General features: G+C 66.8%; 22 protein-coding genes. 7 read left to right on the top strand and 15 right to left on the bottom strand.

The features are described 5' to 3' along the window. Window positions 1–1,678 (bottom strand): phosphoglycerate dehydrogenase (gene serA / locus ACWEH3_RS28850; protein ID WP_452358417.1); only part of this gene is annotated, 1,678 nt, incomplete at its 3' end. Window positions 1,679–1,821: 143 nt separating this feature from the next. Here serA and ACWEH3_RS28845 point away from each other — a divergent pair. Both ACWEH3_RS28845 and ACWEH3_RS28840 read left to right on the top strand, forming a co-directional pair. Then, entirely contained in the window at window positions 1,822–2,376 is a 555-nt protein-coding gene (locus ACWEH3_RS28845; protein WP_450022349.1) for a TetR/AcrR family transcriptional regulator, read from the top strand. A 75-nt stretch (window positions 2,377–2,451) separates the two neighbouring features. Continuing rightward, window positions 2,452–4,161 (top strand): alpha/beta fold hydrolase, encoded by a 1,710-nt coding sequence (locus tag ACWEH3_RS28840; RefSeq protein WP_450022351.1) that lies wholly within the window; start codon window positions 2,452–2,454, stop codon window positions 4,159–4,161. A 782-nt stretch (window positions 4,162–4,943) separates the two neighbouring features. On the opposite strand, the gene ACWEH3_RS28835 is transcribed toward ACWEH3_RS28840, so the two are convergent. Further along, the gene (locus ACWEH3_RS28835) at window positions 4,944–5,870 is read right to left on the bottom strand and encodes a LysR family transcriptional regulator (protein ID WP_450022353.1); all 927 of its coding nucleotides are present in this window, start codon (window positions 5,868–5,870) and stop codon (window positions 4,944–4,946) included. A 92-nt stretch (window positions 5,871–5,962) separates the two neighbouring features. Here ACWEH3_RS28835 and ACWEH3_RS28830 point away from each other — a divergent pair, with 92 nt between their 5' ends. Continuing rightward, window positions 5,963–7,153, top strand: coding sequence for an MFS transporter (locus tag ACWEH3_RS28830; RefSeq protein ID WP_450022355.1), 1,191 nt, complete (start codon window positions 5,963–5,965; stop codon window positions 7,151–7,153). Between the two features lie 51 nt (window positions 7,154–7,204). Then, entirely contained in the window at window positions 7,205–8,011 is an 807-nt protein-coding gene (locus ACWEH3_RS28825) for a nucleotidyltransferase domain-containing protein (RefSeq protein ID WP_450022357.1), read from the top strand. Window positions 8,012–8,014: 3 nt separating this feature from the next. On the opposite strand, the gene ACWEH3_RS28820 is transcribed toward ACWEH3_RS28825, so the two are convergent. Beyond that, entirely contained in the window at window positions 8,015–8,527 is a 513-nt protein-coding gene (locus tag ACWEH3_RS28820) for a winged helix-turn-helix transcriptional regulator (protein WP_450022359.1), read from the bottom strand. A 109-nt stretch (window positions 8,528–8,636) separates the two neighbouring features. Here ACWEH3_RS28820 and ACWEH3_RS28815 point away from each other — a divergent pair, with 109 nt between their 5' ends. After that, window positions 8,637–9,275, top strand: a complete 639-nt coding sequence (locus ACWEH3_RS28815) for a dihydrofolate reductase family protein (protein WP_450022361.1) — start codon at window positions 8,637–8,639, stop codon at window positions 9,273–9,275. A gap of 69 nt (window positions 9,276–9,344) precedes the next feature. Here ACWEH3_RS28815 and ACWEH3_RS28810 read toward each other — a convergent pair whose 3' ends face one another. The 9 genes from ACWEH3_RS28810 to ACWEH3_RS28770 form a co-directional block, all read right to left on the bottom strand. Next, on the bottom strand, window positions 9,345–9,548 hold the full coding sequence (locus ACWEH3_RS28810; RefSeq protein ID WP_014987157.1) for a cold-shock protein: 204 nt from the start codon (window positions 9,546–9,548) through the stop codon (window positions 9,345–9,347). Between the two features lie 468 nt (window positions 9,549–10,016). Then, window positions 10,017–11,858 carry a 3D-(3,5/4)-trihydroxycyclohexane-1,2-dione acylhydrolase (decyclizing) gene (gene iolD, locus ACWEH3_RS28805; RefSeq protein WP_450022363.1) on the bottom strand — a complete coding sequence of 614 codons (1,842 nt, stop codon included), beginning with the start codon at window positions 11,856–11,858 and terminating at the stop codon, window positions 10,017–10,019. After that, a complete protein-coding gene (gene iolB, locus ACWEH3_RS28800) occupies window positions 11,855–12,745 on the bottom strand; it encodes a 5-deoxy-glucuronate isomerase (RefSeq protein WP_450022365.1) in 891 nt (296 codons plus the stop codon). The genes iolD and iolB overlap by 4 nt, the downstream gene beginning before the upstream one ends. 54 nt (window positions 12,746–12,799) lie before the next feature. Continuing rightward, window positions 12,800–13,693: a Cgl0159 family (beta/alpha)8-fold protein gene (locus tag ACWEH3_RS28795; protein ID WP_450022367.1), complete on the bottom strand. Its 894-nt coding sequence runs from the start codon at window positions 13,691–13,693 to the stop codon at window positions 12,800–12,802. A gap of 510 nt (window positions 13,694–14,203) precedes the next feature. Further along, on the bottom strand, window positions 14,204–15,142 hold the full coding sequence (gene iolC, locus ACWEH3_RS28790) for a 5-dehydro-2-deoxygluconokinase (protein ID WP_450022369.1): 939 nt from the start codon (window positions 15,140–15,142) through the stop codon (window positions 14,204–14,206). Window positions 15,143–15,158: 16 nt separating this feature from the next. After that, a complete protein-coding gene (locus ACWEH3_RS28785; protein WP_450022371.1) occupies window positions 15,159–15,941 on the bottom strand; it encodes an ATP-binding cassette domain-containing protein in 783 nt (260 codons plus the stop codon). Continuing rightward, window positions 15,938–16,981 carry an ABC transporter permease gene (locus ACWEH3_RS28780; protein ID WP_450022373.1) on the bottom strand — a complete coding sequence of 348 codons (1,044 nt, stop codon included), beginning with the start codon at window positions 16,979–16,981 and terminating at the stop codon, window positions 15,938–15,940. The genes ACWEH3_RS28785 and ACWEH3_RS28780 overlap by 4 nt, the downstream gene beginning before the upstream one ends. Window positions 16,982–16,991: 10 nt before the next feature. After that, complete coding sequence (locus ACWEH3_RS28775) at window positions 16,992–17,999, bottom strand: sugar ABC transporter substrate-binding protein (RefSeq protein WP_450022375.1); 1,008 nt, start codon at window positions 17,997–17,999, stop codon at window positions 16,992–16,994. An 11-nt stretch (window positions 18,000–18,010) separates the two neighbouring features. Continuing rightward, window positions 18,011–18,907: a TIM barrel protein gene (locus ACWEH3_RS28770; RefSeq protein ID WP_450022377.1), complete on the bottom strand. Its 897-nt coding sequence runs from the start codon at window positions 18,905–18,907 to the stop codon at window positions 18,011–18,013. 254 nt (window positions 18,908–19,161) lie between these two features. On the opposite strand from ACWEH3_RS28770, the gene ACWEH3_RS28765 reads away from it, so the two are divergent. After that, window positions 19,162–20,163 (top strand): LacI family DNA-binding transcriptional regulator, encoded by a 1,002-nt coding sequence (locus ACWEH3_RS28765; RefSeq protein ID WP_450022379.1) that lies wholly within the window; start codon window positions 19,162–19,164, stop codon window positions 20,161–20,163. Window positions 20,164–20,219: 56 nt separating this feature from the next. Further along, window positions 20,220–21,263 carry a Gfo/Idh/MocA family protein gene (locus ACWEH3_RS28760; protein ID WP_450022381.1) on the top strand — a complete coding sequence of 348 codons (1,044 nt, stop codon included), beginning with the start codon at window positions 20,220–20,222 and terminating at the stop codon, window positions 21,261–21,263. A gap of 46 nt (window positions 21,264–21,309) precedes the next feature. Here ACWEH3_RS28760 and ACWEH3_RS28755 read toward each other — a convergent pair whose 3' ends face one another. From ACWEH3_RS28755 to ACWEH3_RS28745, 3 genes are all read right to left on the bottom strand, one after another. Continuing rightward, window positions 21,310–23,304, bottom strand: coding sequence for a hypothetical protein (locus tag ACWEH3_RS28755; protein WP_450022383.1), 1,995 nt, complete (start codon window positions 23,302–23,304; stop codon window positions 21,310–21,312). 385 nt (window positions 23,305–23,689) lie between these two features. Continuing rightward, the gene (locus tag ACWEH3_RS28750; RefSeq protein ID WP_450022385.1) at window positions 23,690–24,295 is read right to left on the bottom strand and encodes a GNAT family N-acetyltransferase; all 606 of its coding nucleotides are present in this window, start codon (window positions 24,293–24,295) and stop codon (window positions 23,690–23,692) included. Continuing rightward, window positions 24,292–25,671, bottom strand: a complete 1,380-nt coding sequence (locus tag ACWEH3_RS28745) for a hypothetical protein (protein WP_450022387.1) — start codon at window positions 25,669–25,671, stop codon at window positions 24,292–24,294. Before ACWEH3_RS28745 ends, ACWEH3_RS28750 begins: the two co-directional genes overlap by 4 nt. Window positions 25,672–26,269 lie beyond the last annotated feature (598 nt).

Raw genomic sequence — 26,269 nt, 5'->3', positions numbered from 1 at the left:
CGAACGGAACGGCGTTGCGGTTCACCGTGATACCGATCTCGTGCAGCAGGTCCTCGCCCTGCTGGCCGTCGAGTTCGGAATTGCGCAGGTCGACCTGGACGACCTTGGCCGCGCCGACGGACTCGGCGATCGCGGCCTGGACGTCGGCGGGCACCTCGCGGGCCACGCGCAGCACCACGGTGGCGCCTTCCTTGTCGACGTCCTGGGTCAGCTGCGCGGCCAGGATGTCGACCTCGGCCTCGCCGAGCTTGGTGCCGATCTTGCCCAGCGCGCCCGGCCGGTCGTCGTAGTTCAGGATGGCCAGGTTGAGGCCCTCGGCGCGCATGTCGTAGTTGCGGCCGTTGACGTTGACGATCTTCTCCACCAGCTGCGGCTCGGTCAGCGTGCCCGCCACGTTCAGGGTGCTGCCGTCGCCGAACACGGCGCGCAGGTCGACGACGCTGCGGTGGCTCGGGCTCTCCGTCGCGGTGGTGACCTCGGCGGTGATGCCCCGCTCCTTGGCCAGCGCGGGCGCGTTGACGAAGGTGACCTGGTCCTCGACCAACGCGGAGAAGATGCCGCGCAGCGCGGACAGCTCGAGTACGCCGACCTCTTGCGCGGCCAGCTCGCCGCGCACCTGCACCTCCACGCTGACCGGCAGCTCGTTGGACAGCGCGCCGAGCAGGGCGCCCTGCTTGCGGACGATGTCCAGCCAGGGGGCGACTTCTTCGCCGACGGCGCCGCCGGTGACGTTCACCGCGCCGGGCACGAATTCACCCGCGAGCGCCAGCAGCACCGACTTGGCGACGTCGGTGCCCGCGCGGTCCTGCGCCTCGGAGGTGGAGGCGCCCAGGTGCGGGGTCACGACGACCTGCGGCAGGTCGAACAGCGGGCTGTCGGTGCACGGCTCGGTCTCGAACACGTCCAGGCCCGCGGCGCGCACGTGGCCGGACTTGATCGCCTCGGCCAGTGCGGCCTCGTCGACCAGGCCACCGCGCGCGGCGTTGACGATGATCACGCCGGGCTTGGTCTTGGCGATGGCCTCCTTGCCGATGAGGCCCTTGGTCTCCGGGGTCTTCGGCAGGTGGATCGAGATGAGGTCGGCACGCTCGAGCAGCTCGTCCAGGCTGAGCAGCTCGATGCCCAGCTGCGCGGCGCGCGCGGGCGACACGTAGGGGTCGTAGGCGACGATCTTGGTCTCGAAGGCGGCCAGTCGCGCGGCGAACAGCTGGCCGATGCGGCCGAGGCCGACGACGCCGACGGTCTTGTCGAAGATCTCGACGCCGTTGAACTTGCTGCGCTGCCAGGTGTGCTCACGCAGCGTGGCGTCCGCGGCGGGGATCTGGCGGGCGGCGGACAGCAAGAGGGTGACCGCGTGCTCGGCGGCGGTGTGGATGTTCGAGGTGGGCGCGTTCACGACCATGACGCCGCGCTCGGTGGCGGCGGGAACGTCGACGTTGTCCAGGCCGACGCCCGCGCGGGCGACGATCTTCAGGTTCTTCCCGGCTTCCAGGACCTCGGCGTCGACCGTGGTCGCCGACCGCACGAGCAGCGCGTCGGCCTCGGGCACCGCGGCCAGCAGGGCCGGGCGGTCCGGTCCGTCCACCCACCGGACCTCGACACCGTCACCGAGCGCGTCGACGGTCGACTGGGCGAGCTTGTCGGCGATCAGAACTACAGGACGGCCTGCTTGGCTCACGTGGAGTACTCCTGGGGAATGGGGTCGGCAATTACCGCCGACCAGCTTAGTGCGCGCGATTTCCGACCCGGCTGCCACCTGGTAGGCGGCCGTCGTCAGTCCCGACGCTGGCAAAAATATGCAGACCGGTCTACAGTCACCGCATGGGCGTCAAAGGCACCGAGACTCGCGGCAAACTCGTCGACGCGGCGCGCACGCTGGTGGAGCGGCACGGTTACTACGGCGCCGGGCTCAACCAGATCCTGGCGGCCAGCGGGGCGCCGCGCGGATCGCTGTACTTCCATTTCCCCGGCGGCAAGGACGAATTGGTCGCGGCGGCGGTCGCCCAAGCGGGCAAGGAGATCGCCGCGCTGATCGACACCATCGAGCCCGGCGATGCCGCCGAGGCCGCGAGCAGGCTGCTCCGAGCGTTCGGCGACCGGCTGGAAGCATCCGGCTGGCAACAAGGCTGCCCGGTCGCCACCGTCACCCTCGACGTCGCGGCGGCGAACGACCCGATCCAGGCCGAGTGCGCCGCCGCCTACGCCGCATGGGAGCAGGCGCTGCGCATCCGGCTGCGGGCCGACGGCCGTGCCGATGCGGACGATCTCGCGGCAGCGGTGCTCGCGATGGTCGAGGGCGCACTGCTGCTGGCACGTGCGCAGCGAAGCCGTGAACCCTTGGAACGGGTCGAACGCACACTGCGCGCCATGATCTGAGGCCGAATCCGCCGATACCGCAGGAAGTTTTCCATGTCCACAGAATATGTAGACCGGTCTAGTAAGGAGGACGTCATGTCCGACAGCATCGTTTTCGGAGCCGCCGGGTTCCTCGGCCGCAATGCGGTCGCCCGCCTGCTCCAGCAGGGGCATTCCGTCGCCGCCGCATTGCGTGCGGGCAGTGAGGAGCGGCTCACCAGTTGGCTGCGCAGACAAAGCGTGGACGAGAGCGGGTTGGAGATCCTCACCTGCGACGTGACCGCGCCGGACCTCGGCCTGCCCGCCGAGTTCGACGCGTCCGGCGTGCGCGACGTGTACAACTGCGCGGCCCGCTTCGCCTTCGGGCTCGCCCCCGAGGACGCGTACGCGGTGAACGTCACCGGGGCGCTGCGAGTGCTGGAGTGGGCCGCCGCCCTCCCCGAGCCGCGACGCGTCGTGCACATCACCGGGTACCGGATCACCGTGGAGGAATCCGAGGAGCAGCACTACGAGAACGGCGCGTACGGCGCGTCGAAATTCGAATCGGATCCGCTGCTGCGCCGCCGGGCGGCAGAACTCGGCGTCGCGCTGACCGTCGCGAACCCGAGCAGCGTGATCGGACCCGGTCAATACATCGGGCTGGCGAGCGTCGTCGAGGATCTGTGGAACGGGCGGCTCCCGGCTCTCCCCGGCGGGCCCGAGACCTTCGTGCCGATCGTGGATCTGGACTACTTCACGGATTTCTTGATCAGCCTGCCCACGCTGCCCGATACCGCGGGCCGGTCCTACACGGTTCTGGATGATCGGACTCCCGTACTGCCGAAGCTCGTGCGGCTACTGGCTGACCACCTGGGCGTCCGCGCGCCCCGGTTCTCGATTCCGGTCGGCGTCATCTCGAAGCTTCCGCCCGCACTCACCGGCGCCGACCCGGAGACGCTCAGCTTCATCGCCGACGACCGCTACGACACATCGGCGGCACGGGAAGTGGCGCGCCGAGCCGGGCTCACCATGCCGCCGACCGAGGCGACCCTCCTGGGCTGGGCCGACCATCTCGTGGCCACCCGGTTCGGCGCGGTGGCCGATGACCCGACAGCCGGTTTCGCCGACGGCGTCTGGGTTGGCGGCGAGCGCGTCCGCCCCGCTTACGTCCTGGTGCACGGCCTTCCGTTGGACGGCGAGTCATGGAACGAGGTGCGCGCGGAACTGGACGGGCCCGCCCTGGTCGTGGACCTGCCCGGCCTCGGGCGTTCGGCGCCAGGGGATCGTGACGCGGTGCTGCCGGGATTGCTCGCTTCGGTGCGCACGCGCCCCGTTCTGGTCGGCCACTCGCTCGGCTGCGGCCCGGTGCTGCGGTACGCGGCGCGGCATCCTGACCGAGTCTCCGGCGTGGTGCTGGTCGCGCCCGCCTTCTTGCAGCCGCGGTCGGGCCGGCTGCTGCGCTCGCCACTCGCGACCGCCGCGATGCGTCGGATCTCGGCGGCGGCCTTGTCGAAACGGCTCGGCGTGCCCGAGAGCGACGCCATCGCGAGCGCTGCGGCGAACCTGCGCAGGCCGGGCGTCGCGGGCCGAACGGTCGGCGCGTTGCGCGAGGCGAGCGCTCCCGCGCGGCGTGCGGAGTTGCGAGCTCTGCTGGAACGGATCGACGTGCCGGTGCGGATCATCGCCGGTTCCGACGACCCGGTCACCGCCCCGACCGCGCGAGAGTGGATTTCGATCGAAGGCGCGGGCCACTACCCGCAACTGACCCACCCGGCGCGACTCGCGACCGAGCTCGCCGGGATCTCCGCCATTGCGGCGCGGGGCTGATCTCCACCTTCGACGTTGCGGCGCTGCCGGTTCGGGCACGACAACGGACACACGAACGCACCGTGGCCCTCCGACTCGACACGCGCCTCGTGCTTGCAGAGCGCATGACCACGTTTTGCCAACGGCGACCGCGCAGCGGCGGGCCCCCACACCATCAGGTGCGGGGGCCCGCTCCGTCACGCCGTCGGTCGGCGTGAGACCCGGTCGACCCTACTCGACCGTCACGTCGGTCAGCGGCCGCCGAAGGAACCCGTCCACAGGGTGTCGACAAGACCGTGCAGCGCGGCGCCAAGGGTGCCGAAAAGACCGTTCAGGGCAGCGCTACCGGTGTCGATGATAACGGGGATCATGGAAATACCTCTTCCTCGAAACTTATCCAGTCGAACTGGCTGACACGGGGCATGTCGGCGCCGGGTCGGCGACAGTTACAGAATTAGAATATTCAGTAATGCAGACCACAAATCGATTGGAATGTGACTCACGACACTCACTCCATTGCGAACGAGCTGGGAATCTATACGTTTGTCCAGGTCAAGACACCGAAAGTGCCGGAAGATTTCCCTCGCCAATAGAAGTCGAATGCGACATTCCAGAAAAATTTAGTACGAATCTCGCGCCACACCTGAAAAAGGGACTTCCGAGTGATTCGAGCCACTTCGACGAAGCCCGGCAATAGAGATATCAAATAACTTTCGAATACGTCGAAGGGGTGGACGGAGAAATGCTCGGCTCCACGTCGGCGGCCCCGTTCCCGATTCGCGGGGCGCCGCGGCGGAAGATCGTCAGGATGCCCCGACAGTGACCGATCGCACATCTTCGGACGGCTTGGTGGCCGCGACAGCGCGGGAGAAGGCGCGCACCCGCTGTGTCTCGCGATAGCGGCACCACACCAGTCCGAGCCGGGACTCGGCGATCCCGTTGACCGGCACGAAGGCCACCGGCCGTCGGCGGTGGGAATCCGCGGTGGGATAGCACAGCAACATCGCCCCGCGGCCGGCCGCCACCGCGGCGAGACCTTCTTCCAACGTGCCGACCTCGGGCCCGGTGCACACCCTTCGACCGCCCGGCGTGACGTCGAGCGCCTGAGCTCTGCGCCAATACTCCGGCGCGGGCGCGCGCACTCCTATCAGGGGAAGAGCGGCGAGTTCCTCTACCGACAATTCGGCCCGGCCCGCAAGCGGGTGGGTACTGGCCAGCGCGAGTGTCTGCAGCTGCCCCGCGAACACCGAGCCGAGCACGAGATCTCCCTCGCCCATCGGCAGCAGCACGACAGCGGCGTCGACCTCGTCGCGCCGCACCGCACCGAACGGGTCGGCCAGCGGTATCTCGACCAGCTCGGCCGAGCATTCCGGGTACCACTGCTGGAACAACTCCACCGCGGCCATCAGGTGATCGTTGCCCGCGCCTTGGAATCCGATGCGCAAGATCCCTTCCGCACCCCGGGCGGCGGCGCGAGCATCGTCGACCGTCGCGCGCAACGCGGCATAGGCGGGTCGCAGCGCGGCGAGGAAATCCGCGCCGAGCGGAGTCAACCTGACAGTGCGACTGGTCCGTTCCACGAGTTGTCCGCCGATGCGCCGCTCCAGCGAGCGCAGTAGCTGGCTCACCCGGCTCTGCGACACATACAGCCGAGCACCGGCCCGCCCGAAGTGCAGTTCCTCGGCGAGCGCGAGAAACGCTTCCAGTTCACGGACCTCCAACCCACTCATCTGCTTCCCTTCCACGGTCGATGAGTACAGCTCATAGAACTATGAGACCTTCGCCGTTGTTCCCCATACCGCGAGCCTTTTGTCTGGAAGACATGACACAGGTTCGAGAAGTCGTTGCTTCGCAGCCGGTATCGTCGCTACGCGGTTGGCTCGGAGTGGGCGCGGTGGCAGCGGGCACGTTCACGGTGGTCACCGCCGAGATGTTGCCGGTCGGACTGCTCACTCCGATCGGCTCGGCGCTGTCCGTGAGCGAAGGCCGCGCCGGTCTCGCGTTGACGGTGACAGGCCTGGTGGCCGCGCTGTCGGCGCCCTTGGGCACCGCGGCGCTGCGCCGAGTCGAGCGCAAAGTGGCGCTGTGCGGGTTGATGGCGGTGCTCGCGCTGGGCAATCTCGGCGCGGCCGCGGCGCCTACCTTCAGCGTGCTGATCGGGGCGCGGGTGCTCGTCGGCGTCGGCATGGGTGGGGTGTGGGCGATCGCGGCGAGCCTGGCGGCACGGCTGGTGCCCGAACGATCGGTCACCGCTGCGACCTCGCTGGTCTTTTCCGGCGTCGCGGTCGCGTCGGTGCTCGGCATTCCGGCGGGAACTTTTTTAGGGGCGCTCGCCGGGTGGCGGATCTCGTTCGTGGCCGCGGCCTGCCTGGCAGTATTGGTGCTGGCGGCTCTGACTGTGCTGCTGCCGCGTCTGCCCGCGACGGAAACCTTGGCATTGCGTGGCGTGTTGCGACTATCGCGGCAGCCCGGCTTGCGGATCGCCTTACTCGTAGTCGCCTTCCTGGTCACCGGCCACTTCGCTGCCTACACCTATGTGCGGCCGGTACTCGAGGAAGTGACCGGCGTCGATGCGGAAACGCTCGGGTCACTGTTGCTGATCTACGGGATCGCCGGTGTCGCAGGCAATTTCGGCGCGGGCACCGCTGCGGCGCGGGCACCGCGGAAGACCTTGATCGCGATCGGCTCGATTCTCGCCGCGACCACGATCGCCTTGCCCGTGCTGGGCGCCTCCCTCCCGGGGGCTGTCGTGCTGATGATCGTGTGGGGCGTGTCCTACGGCGGGGTCTCGGTGAGCACGCAGAGCTGGGTCTTCACCGCGGCGCCGCAGGCGAAGGAAGGCGCGTCCGCCCTGTTCGCGGGTGTTTTCAATGCCGCCATCGCGCTGGGGTCGCTGACCGGCGGTCTGGCGGCGGACGCGATCGGCTTGGCCGCCGCCCTGTGGCTGGGCGGGGCGCTCGCGATCTCGGCCGTATTCGTCGCCGCACTCGGGAAGTCCGCAGGGCAGGCCTGAACGACGAAAATGTAGCTGCGACAACCTCGCTGCGGCACCTATTATCGCTCCATGTCCCTGCGCGCGATACCGGATTCGATGGACCCGACGGTGGTCGGGTCCATCGATCGCGAGCTGGACCGGGTGGAGCTGGACCACCGGGTGTCGATCCGGTTGGCGATCGAAAGCGGCAGCCGCACGTGGGGCTTTCCGTCTCCCGATTCGGACTACGACTGCCGGTTCGTCTACGTCGCCGCACTGGAGACCTACCTGTCCCCGTGGCGCACCCGCGACGTGGTGGAGACGCCGCTCACGGACCTGCTCGACGTGAACGGCTGGGATCTGGCCAAAGCGCTGCGCTTGCTGGTGCAGGGCAACGCCGTGCTGATCGAGTGGCTGATGTCGCCGATCGTGTACCGCGGCGACCCGCTGTTTCGCGACCGATTGCGCGCGCTGGCCGATGAGGTCGCCGACCGTGACCGGGTCGCCCGGCACTATCTGCATCTGGGCGCCAAGCAGTGGGCGCTGTTCGAGCGCACCGGATCGCTGAAGAAGGTGTTCTACGCGCTGCGTCCGGCGATGGCACTGCGCTGGCTGCGCGAGCATCCCGCGGCGGCGGTGGCGCCGATGCATCTGCCCACACTGTTGCGGCAGTGCGAGCTGCCCGCGGAGTTGTCGGCGGCGGTGACCGGGCTGACCGACCTCAAATCGCGAACCCGCGAGATGGGCAGCGGGTCGGTGCCCGCGCCGATCACCGCGTTCATCGCCGCCGAATTCGCCTGCGCGGAGGAGGTTTTTGTCAAGTCTCCGGGCCGGGACCTCACCCGGGCCAGGGAGATCACAGCGGAGTTCTTCCGCTCCGAGGCACTGGCGGGCTGACGCCTACGAGGCGACTTTCCGATCGTCCTCGGCGACGGCGGCGGCGTAAGCCTGGGCGAGTCGTTGCGTGGCGGTGGGGCGGTCCGGATCCGGGCGCGGTATGCCGAGGTGGCTCTCGCGTAGTTCGTCCATGAACTCCGCCCACAGTCGCGGACCGCCCGCCTCGAGCAGTTCGGCCCGGACGCGGAGACGCCTGGTGGTCGGACGGTGCCGCAATCCCCACGCGCCGAGCTGCGCCATGATCGGGACCAATTGGATGGCCGGTTCGGTGAGCCGGTATTCGGCCTTCTGGCCGGGCCTGGTGTCCGCACGGCTGAGCAGCCCGGCGGCCACCAGGCGCTTGAGCCGGTCGGACAGGATGTTGGAGGCGATGCCCTCCTCCGATCCGGCCAGCAGCTCGCGGAAGTGCCGCCGGTTGCCGAACATCACGTCACGCAGCACCAGCAGCGTCCACCGATCGCCGATCACCTCGATCGTCGCGTTGATCGGGCATCCCGAACGTCCCTCCTCGCGCATCCGGCACTCCTGTCGGTCGTCAACTACTGCTTGCAATATACAACCAGTTGGCCGTACGCTGCCCACAACCGATTGCGAATTGCAATCACTTAGTGGGAATGAGTGGGCCATGCCGAAACTGCGCGTACACAACCTGGCGATCTCTCTGGACGGCTATGTCGCCGGTCCGAACCAAGGGCCGGACAATCCGCTGGGCGAAGGCGGCACGCGACTGCACGAGTGGGTCTTCGCGACCCCTTACGCCAACCCGGAGGCCACGAACGATCCCGGCGTCGACGATGAGTATCTGGCCGCGGGCGATCGCGGCATCGGCGCGACCATCATGGGCCGCAATATGTTCGGTCCGATCCGCGGAGCATGGCCGAACCACGAATGGACGGGTTGGTGGGGCGACAATCCGCCGTACCACCACGACGTCTTCGTCCTGACGCACCACCCACGCCCATCGTTCGGGATGGACGGCGGCACGACCTTCCATTTCGTGGAGGAAACGCCCGAAGCAGTGCTGCACCGCGCGCTCGACGCGGCGAACGGCCAGGACGTGCGCTTGGGCGGCGGCTGCTCCACGGTGCGGCAGTTCCTGCGGGCGCGACTGGTGGACGAGTTGCATTTGGCCGTCGTCCCGATCCTGCTCGGCGCAGGCGAGCGCCTCTACGACGACCTCGGCGAGCTGCCGGGCTACCAGGTCGCCTCGGTGACACACTCCCCCGCCGTCACCCATGTGACCTTCACCCGCTCCGAGGCGTGAGGACCCTCCGAACAAGCGGAAAGGCCCCGCACCGTCCCGGTGCGGGGCCTTTCGAAAGTCAAGTCGCGATCAGAGAACGCGGACGTCCTGGGCCTGCGGACCCTTCTGTCCCTGGCCGATCTCGAACTCCACGCGCTGCCCCTCATCGAGGGACCGGAAACCCGAGCCGCTCACAGCCGAGTAGTGCACGAAGACGTCGGGCCCGCCGCCGTCTTGTGCGATGAAGCCGAAGCCCTTCTCGCTGTTGAACCACTTCACAATGCCTTGAGCCATTTCATACTTTCTGTAGACGAGCCAGGTGGTGTTATCGAGATGCCCTGGTCTCGTAGATCAACGATGCCATGATCCGACGAATTACTCACGTTTCGCGCCACCAACTGTGAGCTAACGCTCACGAGGGCCCTCGGCTCGGTCGTGCGCGAGTGCACCCGCAATGCTCGCTCAGGGGCGGGCTGGTCTGTCACCTCCCACGCTCGGTCGGGTCCCGATCACGCGACATCGTCGGGGCCCGCCCGTCGGGTACCCGTACTTTTCGCCGGATAACGCCCGTCACCCTCCCTGACGAGCATGCCCCACCGACCCGCGCCGGGCAGCGTGGAGCTTCTTTGCGACGCGGCTCGAAACCGATACGGATTCGCTACCAGTTATCTTGTGCCGCAGCGCATTTCAGCGTACCACGCGTAGACTCCTACTTCAGCCTAGGTCCGTGGCCGATCGGGCGCACTGTTCATTAAGTTCTGTTCACGGCCGCAGGTAGCGCACCTGACGTGGTTTCGCCTCGTCGTAGGCGGCGCGGCCCGGCAGCTGCTCGGGCACGCCGACCTCCCACCAGGCGCCCGCGTCGGTCCACGACGACGGCCGCGTCCGCACAACCAGCACGGCGGGGCGCTGCTCGGCCATCGCCGTCGCCCGCGCCCGCAGGTACGCGTCACGAAATTCGTCCAGGTCGGCGGCGGTGAAAGCGGCACACCCCAGAGCGGCGGCATGGGCGGCGAAATCGACTCGGGGCGGTTGTTCCCGCGTGGTGCGGCAATCGGCATAGAGGTTGTTGAACGGCTCACCGCCCTGCCCCTCTTGCAGCCTCGCGATCACGGCATAGCCGTCGTTGTCGCAGACCACCGCGACGAACGGATGCCCGGCGAAGGCCGCCGAGAACAACTCCGAGTTCAGCATCAGATACGAGCCGTCGCCGAGCAGCGTCGTCACCACGCCGTCGGTGCGCGCCATGGCCGCGCCCCACGCGCCCGCCAGCTCGTAGCCCATGCAGGAGAAGCCGTACTCGACGTCCATGGTCGGCGCGCCACCGGTCGCCCGCCAGCCGCCGACGAGTTCACCGGGCAGACCGCCGGAGGCCGTCAGTACGTAGTCGTTCGGACCGCTCAGGTCGTTCACGGCGCCCACCACCTGGGCGTAGCTCGGCGCGCCCGGGGTCGGCGCGCGCAATTCATCGATGTGCGCGTCCCAGGCGCCCCGCTGCTCGGCGGCTCGCGCGGTCCACTCGGCGTGGACTCGCCACTCTCCCATCCGCCCGGTCATCTCGCACACGGTGGCCTCGGCGTCGCCGACCACCGCCAGCGCGCCGTGCTTGACGGCGTCGAAGCGTGCCACGTTGATGGTGACCAGGCGAACATCCGGTGCGAAGACCGTCCAGGACGCGGTGGTGAAGTCCTGCAACCGGGTGCCGACCGCGAGGACCAGGTCGGCCTCGGCCGCCATCGCGTTCGCCGACGCCGAGCCGGTGATGCCGAGCGGTCCCGCGTACAGCGGATGCTCGTGCGGCACCAGGGTGCGGCCCGCGGTGGTCTCCACGATCGGAATGCCGTGCTTCTCGGCGAATTCCAGCAGCGTGCGTCCCGCGCCCGAATACCGGACGCCGCCGCCGAGGATCAGCAGCGGACGGTACGCGGCGCGCAGTGCGGCGACGGCCTCGGCGAGTGCCCGGTGGTCGGGACGTGGCCGGGTGAGACGGTGCAGCACCGGCTCGAAAAGCGTGTCAGGGAAGTCGTAGGTCTCGGCCTGGACGTCCTGTGGAAGCGCAAGGACGACCGGGCCGGCGTCGGCCGGGTCGGTGAGCACCCCGGCCGCCTGGGGCAAAGTGGCGATCAACTGTTCCGGGCGTGTGACGCGGTCGAAGTAGCGGCTCACCGCGCGGAACGCGTCGTTCACGGTGACGGTCGGGTCGCCGAAGTGCTCGACCTGTTGCAGAACCGGGTCCGGCGCGCGTCCGGTGAAGGTGTCGCCCGGAAGGAGGAGGAGCGGGAGGCGATTCGCGTGTGCGACGCCCGCCGCCGTCACCATGTTGAGCGCGCCGGGACCGATCGATGAGGTGGCGACACCGACCTGACGCCGATGAGTGGCCTTCGCATAGCCGACGGCGGCCAGCGCCATCCCCTCTTCGGCGTGCCCGCGCCAGACGGGGAGTTCGGCGCGCCGCTCGTGCAGCGCGGTGCCGAGGCCGAGCACGTTTCCGTGGCCGAAGATCGCGAAGACGGCGGGGAACAACGGCGCCTCGCGCCCGTCGAGTGTCTCGGAGCGCTGGGCGATCAACCAGGCCACCAGTGCCTGCGCCGTGGTGAGCTTCATCCGATCCGTCCTTCGTGGGAAGTGACCGGGCAGCGCGGATCGATCGGCTCGGCGTCCCAGCGCGCCCGCACCCAGCTGTGCGCGGGGTCGTCGCAGAACGCCATCGATCGCTTGGGCGCCGGACCGGCCAGCACGTTGAGGTAATACATGGGGTAGCCGGGCGCCGCGACGCACGGGCCGTGATAGCCGCGCGGGATCAGGAAGACGTCACCGTCGCGGATTACGACGTTCTCGTTCACCGTGCCGTCGGCGGTATACGTGCGGTGCATGCCGAATCCCTCGCGGGACGGAGTGATGCCGTCCCGTCCGGCGATGCGGAAGTAGTAGATCTCCTCGTTGACGACCTCGCAGTCGCTCGCCTCATCATGCTTGTGCGGCGGATAGGACGACCAGTTGCCGTGCGGGGTGATCAACTCGCAGGCGTTGAGCTTGTCCGCGTGTTCCCACACACCGGGTATGCCGAAGTTGCTGACCTGACGCGTCGCGCTTCCCGCGCCTCGGATTTCGACCGGCACCTCCTCGGCGGGGCCGTATCTCGGCTCGAGCCGTCTCCCGCAGCGGGCCATCGGCAGTGCCACCTCGAGGTCCCCGCCTTCGGCCACGATTTCCAGTTCGGCGTCGCGCGGGACGTAGGCGAAATCCGTCACCCGGGTGAAGACCGATTTCCGGCCGGTCAGCGCGTAGGTCTCGCCGTCGACGCGTACCGTGCACGCTCCTGACAGCGGCAGGACGAACGCCTCGAACTCCCCCGTCCGCACGATCCGCGACTTCTCCGCATCGATCCGCAGCACACGCAGTCCGGCGTATGTCCATCCGGCGTCGTCGGGAGTCAGCAGGATCGGGTCACCGTCATGGCGCAGCGTTCCTTCCGGACGGTGCAATGTCATCGCGCCTCCTCTGTCCGCGGTCGGGAAGTACCGGCACCCCGGTCACTTCGCTCCTCATCGGGCTTCTTTCAGTAAGCGGGCGGCGGTTTCGACCGCCCTGGCGACGTCGCCGTCCGGCGGGTACAACAAGGTGCGGCCGACGACGAGACCACGAACAACCTCGTGGCCGAGGGCTCCGCCCCACAGCGCGCGATCCACCGCCGGGTCCCCGGACGGCGCGCCACCCAGCACGAGAACCGGCAGCGTCGTGGCATCCAGCACCGAGATATCCTGCGGCGCAGGGATCTTCAGCCAGGTGTAGGCCGAGGTGACGCCGAGGCCGGAGGCCACCGTGATCGCCCGCGACAGCGAGACCGCGTCCTTGCTCATCACCAGCGCGCCGGAGCCGTCCCGGTGATACGGCAGCGGCTCGACCATCGCCATCAGCTCGTGCGCCGCCAGCTCCGAGACCGCCTGCGCGCAAGCTTGCAGCGTCGGCACGGTGCCCGCGTCGGAGTCGACCAGGCGCAGCAGCATCTTGCCGCCGTCGAGCCGGAACCGCGCGAGAGAATCCGCGTCGTAGCCGGTGAAGCGATCGTCGATCTCCCACTCCGCGCCCGCCAGCCCGCCGCGGTTCATCGAACCGATCACGACCTTGTCGTCCAGCGCGTCCAGCAGCAACAGTTCCTCGACCACGTCCGGCGAGCCGAGCACGCCGTCGACATCCGGGTCGGCCAGCGCGATCAGCAGCCGTTCCAGCAGCGTGCGCCGATCCGCCATGGCAGTGCGGTCCGCGCCGACGCCCAGCGCGCCGCGAGCCGGGTGATCCGCGGCGACGAGAAACAAGGTCTGCTTGCCCGCCAGCAGGTCGGCGCGGCGTACCCGTTCGGCGTAGGCCCGTTCGACCGCGGCGGGGTCCGTCGCGCGCACGTGCAGTAACTCACGCCAGCGTTCGTCGGTCACATGCATGCCGCTTCCTCCTTCCCGCACTCGGTCCGCAGCCACAGTCCCTGGCTCGACCACAGATTGGTCGGCGCGCAGCTTCTGGATTCCTGGCCCAGCTCAACCGCACAGCCGCTTCTCCATTCGGTGCGGCTGCCCCGGATTTCCGGCCCGGCTCAACCGCACGGCGGCTCCTCCATTCGGCGCGGCTGACCCGGATTCCTGGCCCGGCTCAACCACCCGGCGGCTCCTCCATTCGTCGCGGCTCCCCCCGCAGGTGCTCGATCTCCGCACCCGTGTGGGCATTGCATCCGCCGCACGCAGGGCAAGCAGCGGCCAATGCGCCCAATCGTGTCGGCGTAGGTATCGATGCGCCGCGAGGCCTATCCGAAAGCAGGGCATGGGTCGGCACAGCGGCACTTGCGCGTAGCCGCGCTCGATCTCGCCAGGCGTCCGTCGCGCACGCCCGTGGTGACTCGGCCCAGCGTCGTCGGTCGGCTATCGGCACGACAGCTGCTCCGTCCCGCTTTTCGCGACTCAGCCGCACAACAGTTCCTCGATCTCCGCGGCCGTGGGCATCGCGTCCGCGCAGGCCAGACGCGCGGCGACCAGGGCGCCCGCCGCGTTGGCGTAGGTCGCGATGCGTCGTGGGTCCCACTCCGAGAGGAGGCCGTGGACCAGCGCGCCGCCGAAACCGTCACCCGCGCCGAGCCCGCACACCACGTCCACGCGGCACGGCGGCACCGTCCAGCGTTCCTCGGCGGTGGCCACCAGCACGCCATCGCCGCCCTGCTTGATCACCGCCAGGCGCACTCCACGGGCGAGCAACCGATCGGCCGCCGCGTGCGGGTCAGCGGTGCCCACCGCCATCTCGACCTCGGCACGGTTGCCGACCACTACGTTCACGTGCTCGACCATCCACCCGATCTCGGTCCGCGCGGTCTCGACATCCGGCCAGAACATCGGCCGGTAGTCCAAGTCGAGCACCGTATGCCCGCGTCGTGCACGCCGCAGCAATATGTCCCGCTGCGTGCCGCGCCCCGGCTCCGCGCTCACTCCGGTGCCGGTGACCCACAGCAGGGGCACGGCATCCACGACTTCCCAGGGCACTTCGTCCGGAGTGATGGTCAGGTCCGGCGCGATCGGCGCGCGGTAGAACAGCAGTGGCGGATCGGACGGCGGCGTGAGCTCGCAGAAGACCACGGGCGTCTGTAGGTGCGGCGCGGTCGACACATGACGGGACGAGACGCCGAAGTCCTCCAGCGCCGTGCGTACGAAGTCGCCGAAGCCGTCGGGGCCCACCTTGGTCAGCACCGCCGTACGGCGACCGAGCCGGGCGGCGGCCACGGCGACGTTGGTCGCGGTGCCGCCCAAGAATTTCGCGAAGCTGCGCACCTGCGCCAAGGCGACGCCGCTTTGTTCGGGATACAGGTCCACCCCGACGCGGCCGATGGTCAACGCCTCCAGCTCGGTCACGAATTCGCCTCCTCGTTCACGGCGTCACCACGCGTCGCAGTTCGTGCTGCAACGCCTCCAGTTCCGCCCCACCCGCCATCTGGCGGGTCAGTTCCGGCAGGTCGATCTCCGATTTCTCATACGAGCCGAGCATCGCGCCCCGCTTCAGCAGCAGGAATCGGTCACCGACCGGATAGGCGTGGTGCGGGTTGTGCGTGATGAGCACGACGCCGAGCCCGCGTTCGCGTGCCCGCACGACGTACTGCAACACCACCCCGGCCTGCTTCACGCCCAACGCGGCGGTCGGCTCGTCGAGAATCAGCACCTTCGCGCCGTAGTGCACGGCCCGGGCGATGGCGACGCACTGCCGCTGCCCACCCGACAGCGTGCCGACCGGCTGTTCCATATCGCGGATCTCGATGCCCATGTCCGCCAACGCCGTTCGCGCGATCGCGCAGCCCTTCTTACGGTCCAGCAGCCGAAACGGGCCGAATCCGAATGTCGGCTCCGAGCCCAGCACGAAGTTGCGCCACACGCTCATCAACGGCACCACCGCGAGATCCTGGTACACCGTGGCGATGTCGCGATCCAACGCCTCGCGCGGGGAGGCGAACCGCACCGATTCGCCCTCGACGCGCAGTTCGCCCCGGTCGTGCCGGTGCACCCCGGCGAGGATCTTGATCAGCGTGGATTTGCCCGCGCCGTTGTCGCCGAGCACGCAAGTCACCTCGCCCGCGTTCACCACCGTCGACACCTCGCGCAGGGCGACGACGCCGCCGTAGCTCTTGCCGAGGTCGACGGCCTCGATGAGGGAAGTCATCGGCGCACCCTTTCGGCTCGTTTCTGGAATCGGTTGTTGACCAGCACCGCCGCCAGCAGCAGCACACCGAGGAACAGCATGAACCAGTCGCTGTCCCAGCGGGCGAACACGATGCCTTGGCGCGCCATGCGGAAGATCAGCGCGCCGATCGCGGCCCCCACCGCCGAGCCGAAGCCACCGGTGAGCAGACACCCGCCGACGACGGCGGCGATGATGTAGTGCAATTCCAGTCCGACGCCCTGGTTGGCCTGCACGCTCGCGAACCGCAGGATGTTGCAGGAGCCGACCACCCAACCGGCGAACGCCGTGCCCATGAACAGCAGGATCTTGGTGCGATCCGCGGGCACGCCCACCGCGCGGGCGCTGGGCAGCGCGCCGCCGACGGCGAAGATCCAGTTGCCGAACCTCGTGCGGACCAGAACGATCGCTGCGATCGCGGTGAGCACGACCCACCAGACCACCGACGCCTGGAGGTGCGCTTCCCCGATGTCGAGTGTCGACGCGAACACCCAGCCCGCCGACTGGTAGCCGTCCGCGCCGCGCACGCCCGACACTTGCACCGTGTCGGTGACCAGCCGAGTCACGCCGAGATTCAGGCCCTGAAGGGCGAGGAACGTACCCAGGGTGACGATGAAGCTGGGCAGGCCGGTTCGCATCACCACCCAGCCGTTGAACGCGCCGACGACCAGTGCGAACACCAGCGAAGCGAGCAGCGCGAACCACACGTTCCAGCCTGCGTGCACCGCGAGCAGGGCGGTGACCAGCGCCGTGGAGGCGGTCATCACGCCCGCCGACAGGTCGAACTCGCCGCCGATCATCAGCAGGGCCACGGCCACCGCCATGATGCCCAGCGTGGAGGCGTCGTCCAGCCAGGTCGCGACGCCGAGCGGACTCAGGAACCGGTCGGTGATGACGGAGAAGAAGACGAACACCAGCAGCGCCCCCAGCGCCGCGCCGATCTCCGGCCGCACGGCCAGGCGTTGCAGCGGTGAGCGGCCCGTGTCTCGGGTCCGGTCGGGTGTCTTTGTGGCAACGGTCATTTCATCCACCTCATCGCGTGCCCTGCGCGACGAGCGCGGCGACGGCGTCCACATTGCTCTTGTCGACGAAACCGGGTCCGGTCTGCACCGGCGCGCCGCCTCCGGCGGTGTTCAGGTTCGTCCGGTACAGCTTCAACAGCACGATCGGCAGATAGCCTTGCTCGTACTGTTGCTGATCCACCGCGAACAGCAGCTTTCCGGCCCGGATCGCGTCCACCACATCGGAATTCAGATCGAAGGTGGCCACGGTGGCGGCCGAACCGGCCTCCCGTACCGCGTCCACGGCTCGCGCGGCGACTTGCGAGTTCAACGTCAGAACCGCGTCGATGGAGCGATCGGCCTCCAGCGCGCCTTTGATCCGTGATTGCGCGTCGGTGGGATTGTTGATGTCCACCTGGAGCGTGGTGGCATTGCCGAAGGCTTTGGTCGCGCCCGCGCAGCGCTCGTTCGCGCCGATATTGCCCGCCTCGTGGATGACGCACAGCATTTTGGTGCGCCGCGCCTCCGCGAGCCGTCTGCCCGCGGCCTGCCCGGCCAGCGATTCGCTTTGGCCCACATGGACGAACGCGCCGAACTTGGCGCTCTCGGACTCGCCCGAATTGATGGTCACCACCGGAATGCCCGCGGCAACAGCTTTTTCCACCGACGGCCGCAACGCCTCGGGATTGGCCATCGAGACGACGAGCCCGTCGACGCCCTGCGCCACCGCGTTGTCGATCAGCTTCGCCTGCTGGCCGGGATCACCGGAGGCGTTGTACTCCACCCGGATTCCGAGGTCCTTGCCCGCCGCTTCCGCGCCGTTCTTGACGACGTTCCAGAACGCGTCGCCGGGGCTGCCGTGGGTCACCACCGCGACAGATTCCACCGTCCCGGCGGCCGTCGGCGTCTGCGAGGGGGCGGGCGCGTCGGCGCCGGGGCCGCTGCACGCGGCCAGGAGCGCGGCCGTGGCGATCCACGGCAGCAGGCGGCCCGAACGCCGCCCTCTCGCGGTGAGGCCGCGCTGTGGTGTCGGAGACATCGTCGCTTCCTTCAGTTTCCCGCGGCGGCGAGCGCGATGTCCGCGAGGTGGCGCAGGCTGCGCCCGGTGTCGTCGCTCGCCTGCCCCGCCGACTCGCCCGGCCGCAGCGCGGCGTCCTGCTCCAGCACGTACCAGCCCCGGTAGCCCGCGGCCCGCGCGGTGTGCACGAGTGCCGCGATGTCGACGACGCCCTCGCCCAGCGGCACATACAGCCCACGGCACACAGCCGAGCTGTAGTCCAGCTTTCCGGCACGGACCTGATCGGCCAGCGTGCCGCGCACGTCTTTGAGATGGATGTGCCCGATCCGCTCGGCGTGCCGTCGCGCGAGCCGGACCGGGTCGGTGCCGCCGATGAGCAGATGCCCGGTATCCAGGCAGATGTCGAGATCGGAATCGGCGAGGAACCGCTCGACCTCGGCCTCGCTCTCCACATGGGTGCCGACATGCGGGTGCAGCACCGTGCGCAGGCCGTGCGCGGCGGCGACGTCCCGGATCGCGGTGGCCGTGTCGACCAAGGCGCTCCACTCGGAGCCGTCCAGTTGCGGGCGCGCGTCGTACCCGTCGAAACCGGTCGCGGCGGCGAGGACGAGGACTTCCGCGCCCGCGGCGGCCAGCTGGGCGGCGGTGTCCTCGGCGCGGGCGACGGCGTCCTGCCGGTCGCGGTGCAGCACGGCGGCGAGGAATCCGCCGACGGCGGTGAGCCCGAAGGTTTCCAGCAATCGGCGCAGCTCACCTGGGTCGCGTGGCAGATAGCCGGGAGGACCGAGTTCCGTCGCGGTCATGCCGAGCCGGGCCATCTCGGCCAGGACGGTGGGGGCGTCGAGCACGTGGCCCCAACCGGGGACCTCGCATACTCCCCAGGAGATCGGCGCGGCCGCGATGCGCAGCGGGTAGAGGGATTCGGTCATCGGTGCTCTCCGACCTTCGACGTCGAGGTGAACCGCTCTATTGGAGCGCTCCAACTATGTAACGCAGGTCATAGCGTGTCAAGAGTCGTCAGCGCGTCGCCAAAACGCAATTACCAGGCGATATTCCGCTGCGAGCGCCTCGTCCGAACCGATACGCCACTCATGAAGTTCGATTAGAGCGCTCTATTGATCAGTCCACGCGGAGCTTGTATCGTCCGAGCCGAAAAGGCCTGCGAACGCGGAACGGAGGCGACATGGCACGACCGACCATGGAAGACGTCGCCGCCCGCGCGGGCGTCTCCCGCGCCCTCGTCTCGCTGGTCATGCGCAACTCCCCGAAGGTCAGCGAGCACCGTCGCCGCGCCGTGCTCGACGCGGCGAAAGACCTCGGCTACCAACCGCACATCATGGCGCGCTCGCTGGCCAGCCGGACCTCCAACATCGTCGGCGTCATGGTCTCCGACCTGCGCAACGCCTTCTTCGCCGACGTCGTCGAAGGCATGGACGCCGCCGCCCAGGCCGCCGGCCTCGAACTGATCCTCAACACCGGCAGACGCACCGCCGCCCGCGAGCGCACCGCGCTGGAGAGCCTGCTCTCCTTCCGTCCCGGAGGCATCATCTTGCTGTCGCCGATCCTGCCCGCCGCCGCCATTCGCGAAGCGGCGCAGCAGGCTCCGCTGGTACTGGTATCCCGCACGTCCACCGTCACCGAGATCGACACGGTCAACGACAACGGCGAGGTCGGCACCGGATTGGCCGTCGACCACCTGGTCATGCTCGGACATCGGCGCATCGTGCACCTCGACGGCGGCGGCGCTTTCACCTCGGCCCCACGCCGCAAAGGCTACCGCGCCGCCATGCAGCGCCACGGCCTGGAACCGATGGTCGTGCCGAGCGAGCACACCGACTCCGCGGGCATGGCCGCGGTGCGCAAACTGCTGAACCTGTTCTCCCACGACAATTTCCCCACCGCGCTGGTCTGCGGCAACGACTTCAACGCCGTGGGAACGATGTCCGCGCTGGAGGAAGCGGGCCTGCGGGTGCCCGAGGACGTCTCGGTGGTCGGCTACGACAACACCTCGCTTGCCGCGCTGCGTCACGTCGCGCTGACCACCATCGACCAGCCCCGCACCCAGATGGGCCGCTTAGCTATCGACGCGCTCACCGAACGCCTCCGCGACGGACGCACCACCCCGGTCCGCCGCCGGGTGGAACCGTCGCTCGTCGTCCGCTCGACCACGACCGCTCCACGCTGAACCACCGGGCCCGGAGGCCCGCCGACATACGTCGCGTCCATATATAAGGAGAGCCGATGTCACCTCACCGACCCGTCACGCTGGGCCTCGCCGGAACCGGCCGCATCGGAACCTCGCACGCCGAGACCCTGAAGAAACTCCCGAACGTCGCGACCGTCCTGGTAGCCGACGCCGACGCCGACCGCGCCCGCACCACCGCCGCCGTCCTCGGCGTCGAATTCGCCCCCGACCTCGACACCCTCTTCGCCGCCGACCTCGACGGCCTGATCATCGCCACCGCCACCGACTCCCACCCCGAACTCATCATCCGCGCCGTCGACGCGGGGATCCCCGTCTTCTGCGAAAAGCCCGTGGCGGCCGATATCACCGGCACGCTCGCCGTCATCGATCACCTTCGCGACTCCTCCGTCCCGGTCCAAATCGGCTTCCAACGCCGGTTCGACGCCGGGTACCGTGCGGCGCGCGAAGCGATCCGCTCCGGCAGGCTGGGGTGGCTGCATACCTTGCGGGCGACCACACTCGATCCGGCCCCGCCGCCCGCCGAGTACATTCCGCGGTCGGGTGGGATCTTCCGCGACTGCGGAGTGCATGATTTCGACATCATGCGGTGGGTGACGGGGCGAGAGATCGTCGAGGTGTATGCGCTCGGGGCGAACCGAGGCGCGGCGTTCTTCGCCGAAGCGGATGACGTCGACACGGCGGCGGTGCTGCTGCGTCTGGATGATGGGACACTGGCCACCGTATCGCTGACCCGGTACAACGGGGCCGGGTATGACGTTCGGTTGGAAGCGTTGGGGTCTAATGGGAACGCCATCGTCGGATTGGACGACCGCGCGCCGCTGACTTCCGTCGAACCCGACCACAGCCCCTCCCCCTATCCTCCCTATGCCGGGTTCATGGAACGGTTCCGTCCGGCGTATGCGGAGGAACTGGCAACGTTCATCGAGGTTGCGGCCGGGCGGCTCGACAGTCCCTGCACTCCGGCGGATGCCCTGGCGGCGTTCTATGTCGCGGAAGCATGCGAGCTCTCGCGCCGAGTGGGGCGTACGGTGGAGGTCGCCGAACTCCGGCGCCGACCTGACGTCGGCCGGAATTCATGAAGCTGACGGCAAGTTATGATGGACGGTTCACGAAAAATCGGGACTTCTATCTCCGCCTTTTCACTGGAACTTTTTCCGCTCTTCTGCCGCTCCCAAATCGCGAGCCGGCTGTTACTCGTATCCTCTGCTCGACGTTCACCAAACCAAGAGATGCCGACGTCAACGCTTCAGGGCTGACCCACTTCTCAAGATCTTCATCTGTTACGCGAATTACATTTCCATCTTCATCTTCAGCCAGCTCTTGCCCCTTGAGCTTATACGCGTGCATCAACTTTGAGACCAGCTCGTCTTCATAGACTTGCTTCACCAAGGCGATCATTTCTTCCTGATCCGCCTTCGGGTACTCCTCAATCCAGAACTTGAATTCGTTGCGAAACAGCGGAAAGGCCAGATTTATACTGATGGTCCCAAACGATGCGCCACCTTCCGAAAGCTTCTCGTCGAACCGAGCCGCATGCACCACGTCATCATCACGAAATACCTCCCATTTAACATCCGGGAGACCATCACTCTTCCGGCGAACTGCTCCCGCAAATTCACCATTTTCTTCTGGGTTCAATATTATCTTGTCTCCGGTGCCGCCAGAATCCTTTGAGGTGTTGCGGGGCTTCAGCATAACCGAATTTTCCGAACGTGGTTTTCCAGTCCCGACCCTAGGCTTTCCCGTTGTCGACGACGCAGGATTGCCGGAGTCGCGGCCGGACTCATTCTTGACCAGAAGCGGCGGACGAAAGCGGGTTGCCAGACGTTCCATTGTGCGCTTCAGGCGCTCACGCCGACCTTGATCGTTGCCATCGCTTTCACCGGAACGACTTTGCTCTATTGCTTTCCTGATCGGGACGGGCATTTGCTGATAGAAGTTGTCCTGCCAGTCTTCCCACGGAAGACTGGTGCTGCCTTTACCGATCAACATGCCCCGAGATGCCTGCGGCATAACTCCCCATCGTGTCGGCTCAGATTCCTTGTAAGGGGGTGGCACGATGAAGATCCACAGACGCATTCGAATTATATCAGGAATTCCAAACTGACGGTACTGTTGCGGGCGATCCTTTCGATCGTACGCTTCATTTTCGTATTGAACTGCTATGAGCGGTTTGGTCGGCCCCTTTTCCTGACTCAGTGCATCTTCATCCTCGTCCGCCAAGTACCACTCGATCCTCGTCCCATGCTTAACCATCACAGAACCATGCTGATGCTTAGGCGAGATGACGGCCTTAATGCCATTGACGCGTCGCGGATGGATTGCGAATCTCTGCCCGTCGGGTGCAACGACAACTTTGTCCTTACTCTCGCGCCTAGCAGTCTCCGCAGGCTTCGGCTCCAGTGTTGCGACACGAACCGATACATCTCTAGGGATCTCGACAAAGCGCGTGTTCAAGTAATTAACAATCCCGCGTTTCACCTCATTCTCTCCACGCTTATAGTCTCCGCTCACCGTGTCCCGAGTCGGACCATCGCCAAGGAATAGAAATACGGTGCCGTGACCAGACTCTTTGATCTCATCGAAGTGGAAATTACGCAAGTCTATTCCGAGAGTTGGGTTGAAGGAAGGAGGGATACAGTCACTAATGTCGTCTGGGGGCCCATTTGGATCGGAGTCGGGGTAATATATGTCAAAATCCTTCAATTGCCATCTGTCGTGACGTTCATCGAAGTGGATCCAAATCATTCGACCTTCAGGCGTTTCTTCGGTCCACGACAACACGATGATCCCATATGGGTTCCACTCGTAGCAGGACGCCTTGAAGCCTTGCCCAAAGTTTTCGGTAAGCGAGATAGTTCTCCCACCACCGCCGAACGATGACAGAAAGAGTTGCAGATTCTCCTCGTTCATACCTACGCCATTGTCTGCAACGTAGCGTCGAGCGACACCATTTGCCGTGAAGGACTCCTCATCCACACCGAAATAGACCCAAGTGGCTTTGGCTTGAATCGAATTCACGAGCGCTTCTCGCGCCCACTGATAAGGGCCACCAGCATTATATGCTTGGCGAATTAAATGATGCACGTTCTCATCAGGAACAGTTACAATCTTGCCCATAAGTGATTACGCTTTCCCCTTGCTCCAAGGAGGCCGGCACTAGCGCGCTGCCCAGCACTAGCTCGTAGCGGCAGCTTACTCCGAGCATATGCGCCGACGACACGATTACTGGAAATGACCAGAAATTACCTGCTTCCAATAAAGCCGACCGGTCAGTTAAGAGTCCCTTGCCGATGCTTAGGCATAAAGACGCGAGTGCCAACGGCGGCCGCAAGCAGCAAGCCTTCTGGACGGTCAGGACCTCAGCAATAACAAACAGCTCGGTATTGGCAAGTTGAGATCGAAGAAAAACGACCGGTCCGCATGCTGTCCGGAATCGACGACCTCGCATCTACGCTCCAGCGCAGGCGGGCAACGACAAACTGCGCGCTCCGGCATCATGGAACTACTGGATGGGCTTGCGTTGTTCCCCACCGTCTGTCTGGCCCGCGCGGCACCAGCCAGCGGCATCCATCGGCAGGGTCATCTCGTCCATTACCGGAGAATCGGCGAACGGCTGATCCTGCCCGACAACGCGCCAGCCCCATGCCTCGTACACAGCCCGGGCCGGGTTGCCGACTCGCACCAGCAGGTAAGCCAATGGTTCCGGCCGCCGCGCCAGCAAGGCGTCGTGGATGGCCCTCGCGAAACCTTGGGCTTGGTAGTCGGGATGCACGGCGAACTCGCGAAAGATGTAGACCGGTGCGCCCTCTGTTTCAGGGGCCGATTGCGGGTAGATCCGAATTGCTTTCTTCCACACCGCTTGTGGTCTGCTGTAGGGAGTGCCGAAGGCGTAGCCGATCATCCGGCCGTCTATTCGTCCCGCGACCAGTTCGAAGCCTGTTATCGGTGCGTACATTTCTTCGAGTCGTTCCCAGAATCGCACTGGGCTGTACCACGGGTTGTCTTGCTGCTCGCGGTGGGAGTCGAAGTACAGGGCCTTGAGTTCGTCTTCGAGTTCGAGGGCCTCAGCGGCGTCGTAGTGGGCGAGATCGAGCAAGCGCGAGGTCATGACCCGATGGCCTTCTCACGACAAAAAGCGTCGTCCCGCAGTAGTTCGTGGAGTTCCAGAGCGCTGCGCATGCGCCGTTGACCTTTCGGTACGGCCGCGAGGACTTGTTCCCCTAAACCCATGACGAACCGCGTCCGGTGCTCGGTCGGCAAACCCCCCAAGGTGGTAGTCGCATGACCAGCGCCCGCAGTTGGGTCTCCGGCCGAGACCAGGCAGAGGGCCCGCTGCAACTCGATCTGAACCGGCCCGCGCCGACTATTCGGCGGATACAGGTTGAGCGCCGCCGACTGCGCCTGTTCTGCCCGGCGGGTATCGCCTAGATGGGAGTACACGAAGCTTTCAGCGAATCTGACTCGCTCTTCCGGATATGCCCAGCAGTGCCAGCTGTGATCCTTGGTCATGGAAGACGGCAGAGCTGCGAATGTCTCCCGCAGATCGTTCAACGACGACTCCGCCTCCTCAGCGCGACCCAACAAAGCGAAGGACTGAGCCCGCGCAGCAAGCAGGCTGGGTCTCCCGACTGCCGGACCGTCCGCGATCAGGGGATCGCATTTGCCGATCTCATCGATGATGGTTTCAGGATCCAGTCCGTCATAGATCCCCCGGATGGCTTTGCGTCCCCGCACGAACATGATGGTGTGGGGATCGCCTGAGCAGTCTGCGGCGTAGCGAGCCGTGCGCCACCACCGCGCCCCTTCGCGTCGGCGGCCGAGGTCTCCGATGGATTGGGCCATGTACTGGCTCAAAAGAGCGCCTATCTTGTACAGCTCGCGGCGCTGGCTGGCGCTCCGCGATGAACCGAGCGCCGCCTCGAGGCTCAGGACATCCACCAACAGCATCTCTTGCAACTCGGTGGACGTGTGGGTGACGTATGCGGCTCCGTATTCGCGGACTATCTCGTTCCAGTCCTCCAGATCGACCGGAACACCCTCTGACACGGCGCGATTCAGGCCGTGCCGAGCCGACTCCAATCCGAAGGCCATACCGACACCGGCGGCTGACGCGCTGAGCAGAAAGGTTCGGCGTCGCACGTCGTCAACCTCTTTCCCCGCGCCCGGCAGGAACACCGGTGAATCGTCCGACACCATGGTATCGCCGCCGGTTCCGCGCTCGACCGGACGAAAACCGAGTTCGGCGTCAGTCGCGACGCCGAGTACGGCCCTCAGCCCGGCGCGGTAGTCCGCGTTCGGCCAGTGGAAGACGCCGCGCTCCAACTTCCCGATGTAGTTGCCCGACAGTTGAACAACCCGACCTGTTCGCCGATAGACCCAGGCGTTTACCGCGTCGGCGAGTTCCGCACGAGACAGCGGATGCCCCGTGAGTTCGGACTTCGTTCGAGCTCGTGCCGCGCTGAGCTGGTGATTCGGTTCGGACAAGCCCCGTCCCCCCTCGTTCGGTAACCCGCAGCCAAATCATTGCATCCGCCCCAGGCCTCCAGGCCCGAACCAGCCCGACATCCCCCGATTCTCCCCTTGTCCTCCCTCAAACAGGCGTTCCCGCAGAGCCACTTCGAGGCGGAATCTAGCCACAGCACTCCACGCCGAGACGCTTTCAGGCTCTGCGGCGTCAGGTGCTCGTCTTCGATCGACTGGAGCAGGAGGCAAGGAATGCGATCCGTTCACAGATATGCGACGGGTGGCGCGACGCACCAAACGCCACTCGTGCACGGCATACCGTCAGACACATTGATGTCGAGATGCCGTTTCTACAGGGAGATTTGCGGTCTGCCTGCGCGTGTACAGCCGCAACTCCGCCAGATCTTCATCCCCTCGGCCAGCGTCGGAGGAATCACCGTTCCAGCCGAACTCGGCGCTTCCATCAAGGTTCACATGCATGGGCGCGGCATTCGGCCCGGCCCGATCGTCTCGCATCCCCGCTCCAAGCGGTGGACCTTCCTCGTCATACCGGATGTCCCCAACGACGACATGGCTCTGTTCGGCGAACTGTTCCGCCTCAACGCGTCCGTTGCCAGAC

The organism is Nocardia sp. NPDC004718, assembly GCF_053601535.1.
Note: the sequence above shows the minus strand (reverse complement) of the source record. Positions and strands in the feature narration are given on the sequence as shown.